Below are 3,759 nucleotides of genomic sequence, written 5' to 3'. Positions count from 1 at the left end.
GGATTCCCGTGTGAAAGTAGGTAATCGTCAGGCTCCCTAAGCCAAGAACCCCCGCCCGAAAGGCGGGGGTTCTTGCATTGGCGCGAAGGAAATGCATGTGCGTTGGTGGAAGAGCGCTCCATTCATCACATCCCAGCGGCATGCACGTCAGATCACCCAGCTGTCATCCCGCAGTCAGTCCTTACCCGGAACGAAACCAAGCGATTTGATACGATCGAAGTGCCGTCGGCGATTGCACGCGTCGACGCTCATGTTCGAAACCAGGGCTTGATGGAGAGGGCAGGAATGAATATCGGCGACGCGTCGCGCGAATCCGGAGTCAGCGCAAAAATGATCCGGTACTACGAACAGGTCGGCCTGCTGGCGCCCAGCAAGCGTACCGATGCCGGCTACCGGATCTACGGCGCGGACGAAATTCATACCCTGCGCTTCATCCGCCAGGCGCGACGCCTTGGCTTTCTCGTCGAGGACATCCGCAAGCTGCTGATGCTCTGGCAAGACCGTTCCCGCGCGAGCGCCGAGGTGAAGTCGATTGCCCTCGAGCATGTAGCCGAACTCGACAAGCGTATCGCCGATCTGAGCGACATGCGTGACACACTGGCCGATCTTGCTGCGCACTGTCATGGTGACGGGCGGCCAGAATGCCCGATTTTGGCGCGCCTGTCCGAACCCGCCGGTGAACCAAATTAGTGCGTGCGCTCGAGGCCAAAATCGAGCCTCGATTCAATCTCGATAAAAATCAATGGGTTATGTGTCATTTCAGGACGGGCATTCCAAAATGGAATGGTTTCCATGCAAGTATTTCACTAGCATCTTGGTGCGGCATCGCTATAATTCGGGATAACCCTATACGGGAAATCCCTGAACACCGATTCACCAGGGGTCCCCCTTCCTTGGAGAACGTCATGATCGCCTACATCGTCGAAAAGCTGAGCAACTGGTTTGAATCCGCAGAACGTGAACGCCGTGAGGCCTACCTTGCCACGTCGTCGGACATCGTCCAGCTCGAGAGCCGCATCCGCTCGCTCGAAACCAACGGCTACTCGCTGTAATCGGAGTCACCGTCAGGTGTCACGTGGCACCGAACGATAAGCAAGCCCCGTATTTGACGGGGCTTTGTTTTTTTGTGCGCCGGATCTGGCGCAATCGTCAGTGCAGCGCTATGGTATGCACCTGCTTTTCATCCTGAAGGACACGATCATGCGTTTGCGTCTCGATGTGCGTCGAAGTGCCCACGCGCGTCTCGTTCTGGGCGCGGCGGTGCTTGTCCATGGACTTGCGGCCGCTGCCGCGACGTCGTCCAAGCCGCTTATTCTCGATACGCACCGCGGTATCCAGGACGGCAAGGGCGGGTTGGTGCTGCAGACGGCACCGTTGTCTTCCGAGCCGATCGTCGAGCCGGCGGGCATGCGGGCCCCGGCCGGGCAGGTACCGAACACGTCGGTTCCACTGTTCGTCGCGCCGTATATCAATGTCCCCGCGTGGGGTGGGCAGCCGCCCAGCCAGCCGAGGCTCGCGCCGAGACCTCAGCCGTAACGGTCGGTCGCCCGATCAGTTTCCGCGGTGCTCGATCTGGTAGCGGGCGCCGCTATCCTGTCCGAGCATCTCGACCAGATAGGGCAGTGCCTCGTTCATGCTCTGGGCGAGCGTATACGGCGGATTCAGAATGAACATCCCGCTGCCGTAGAGGCCCAGCCCGTCGGTCGGCGGGTTCGACACCGTCAGCGTCAGGTGCAGCCAGTTGTTCGGTTGCAGGCGCTTCAACTGCTCGGGAAAACGCTGCGATTCCGTCCGGGTCACCTGCGGGTACCAGACTGCATAGCAGCCCGTCGCGAAACGCTTCAGACATTCCGTCACGCAAGTCACCGTGCGCGCGTAATCCTTCTTGTCTTCGTAGGACGGGTCGATCAGCACGAGCGCGCGTCGCGGCGGCGGCGGCAGCAGCGCCTTGACGCCTTCGAAGCCGTCACCGGCGAAGATCATCGCACGTCGCCCCGCATCGCGGAAATTGTGGCGTAGCACGTCGATTTCCGTGGTGTGCATTTCGAACAGGCGCATACGATCCTGCTCGCGCATCGATCGCCATGCGATGTATGGGGAACCGGGGTAGAAGCGTAGTTCGCCGTCGTCGTTCAGCGCGCGAACTTCATCCACATAGTCGCCCAGCACCTCCGGCAGGTTCTTTTCGTTCCACAGCCGGCTGATGCCGGTGTCGAATTCCGACGTCTTCGCCGCATAGCCGTCGCGCAGCGAGTACACCCCGGCACCTGCGTGCGTGTCGATGTACCAGTACGACTTGTCTTTCTTGTTCAGGTAGCGCAGCAGCTGGACGACAACGGCGTGCTTGAGCACGTCCGCGTGGTTGCCTGCGTGAAAACCGTGACGATAACTGAGCATGGCGGGCTGCCTGAAACGAAAGGTGAATCAATGAAAGCGGTCGATCGTGCGCGGCCGTCAGGCCAGGCGCCGATGCGGGCCGCGTATTGTACGCGAGTGGCCGCGCATCGCCTTACTCGTACGCATCGCCGACCACGTCTTCGATGCGTTGCTTCACATCCGGCGTCAGCTTCGCGGCAACATCGAGCGCGCGCATGTTGTCACCGATCTGCTCGATCCGCGACGCGCCCGTGATGACCGAACTCACGCGCGGATTTGCGAGTACCCATGCAATCGCGAGCTGGGCCGTGCTGCAGCCGAGCTCGGCTGCGATTGCGCCGAGCCGTTCTACGATGTCGTTGGCGGCCGGGTCGGTCAGGCGGTCACGCATCCAGTCGTAACCCTGTAATTGCGCGCGGCTGCCGGGCGGCACGCCGTTACGATACTTGCCGGTGAGCAGGCCCGATGCCAGTGGGCTCCAGGTCGTGAGGCCGAGACCGTAGTCGTCGTAGAGGCGCGCATATTCCTGTTCGACCCGTGCGCGGTGGAACAGGTTGTACTGCGGTTGCTCGACGACCGGCTTGCGCAGGTGATGCCGCTCGGCGATCTCGCACGCAGCACGAATCTCGTCGGCACTCCATTCCGACGTACCCCAGTACAGCGCTTTGCCGTGCGCGATCATGTCGCTCATCGCCCAGACGGTTTCCTCGATCGGCGTGTTCGGGTCGGGGCGATGGCAATAGACGAGGTCGACGTAGTCGAGCTGCAGCCGGCGCAGCGAGCCGTCGATGGCGTTCAGCAGGTACTTCCGGTTCAGGGTGTGATACTGGTTCGGCACTTCGGCGAGTCCCCAGAAGAACTTCGTGGACACGATATAGCTGATGCGTGGCCAGTTGAGCGACTTGAGCGCGTGGCCCATGATTTCTTCGGATTTGCCGCCGGCGTAGACCTCGGCGTTATCGAAGAAATTGACGCCCGCGTCGCGCGCCGCAGCCAGGCATTCGCGTGCGACCCGCTGGTCGACCTGGTTGCCGTACGTCACCCACGAACCGAGCGAAAGCTCGCTGATCTGCAAGCCGGAGCGGCCTAGCCGTCGATAGTGCATGCGAATCTCCCGAGTAACAGAACCGACCTTAAGCTTAGACGTTTTGCGCGCGAACGGCGGGGCCGATCGTGCACAATGACGGCTGGCCCGCCAGCACGATCGCGCGACGGTAGCGGATGCGGTGGGCGCGTGTTTTATCGATCCGACAACGGGAGGAGACGGGCATGGCAGCAGATCTGAGCGGCAAGACCGCAGTCGTCACGGGCGCCGCGAGCGGCATCGGCAAGGAAATCGCACTCGAGCTCGCGAAGGCGGGCGCGGCCGTCGCGATCGCCGAC

General features: G+C 61.7%; 6 protein-coding genes. 4 read left to right on the top strand and 2 right to left on the bottom strand.

Translation table 11 applies throughout. From position 1 onward, the window contains the following. Positions 1-285: 285 nt before the first annotated feature. The 3 genes from cueR (at position 286) to HWX39_RS35650 (ending at position 1,536) form a co-directional block, all read left to right on the top strand. Positions 286-690: a Cu(I)-responsive transcriptional regulator gene (cueR, locus tag HWX39_RS35660; protein WP_175972137.1), complete on the top strand. Its 405-nt coding sequence runs from the start codon at positions 286-288 to the stop codon at positions 688-690. Positions 691-905: 215 nt separating this feature from the next. Then, positions 906-1,052, top strand: coding sequence for a DUF3563 family protein (locus HWX39_RS35655; protein ID WP_006478295.1), 147 nt, complete (start codon positions 906-908; stop codon positions 1,050-1,052). A 115-nt stretch (positions 1,053-1,167) separates the two neighbouring features. Next, complete coding sequence (locus HWX39_RS35650) at positions 1,168-1,536, top strand: hypothetical protein (RefSeq protein ID WP_175972136.1); 369 nt, start codon at positions 1,168-1,170, stop codon at positions 1,534-1,536. A gap of 15 nt (positions 1,537-1,551) precedes the next feature. Here HWX39_RS35650 and rlmJ read toward each other — a convergent pair whose 3' ends face one another. Both rlmJ and HWX39_RS35640 read right to left on the bottom strand, forming a co-directional pair. Beyond that, positions 1,552-2,397, bottom strand: coding sequence for a 23S rRNA (adenine(2030)-N(6))-methyltransferase RlmJ (rlmJ, locus tag HWX39_RS35645; RefSeq protein ID WP_175972135.1), 846 nt, complete (start codon positions 2,395-2,397; stop codon positions 1,552-1,554). Positions 2,398-2,509: 112 nt separating this feature from the next. Continuing rightward, complete coding sequence (locus HWX39_RS35640) at positions 2,510-3,481, bottom strand: aldo/keto reductase (protein ID WP_175972134.1); 972 nt, start codon at positions 3,479-3,481, stop codon at positions 2,510-2,512. Positions 3,482-3,645: 164 nt separating this feature from the next. Here HWX39_RS35640 and HWX39_RS35635 point away from each other — a divergent pair. Further along, a partial coding sequence (locus HWX39_RS35635) for an SDR family NAD(P)-dependent oxidoreductase (RefSeq protein ID WP_175924691.1) occupies positions 3,646-3,759 on the top strand: 114 nt, incomplete at its 3' end.

This window comes from Burkholderia sp. BCC0322, from assembly GCF_902833045.1.
Classification (GTDB): domain Bacteria; phylum Pseudomonadota; class Gammaproteobacteria; order Burkholderiales; family Burkholderiaceae; genus Burkholderia.
This window is presented reverse-complemented; position numbering and strand designations above follow the sequence as displayed.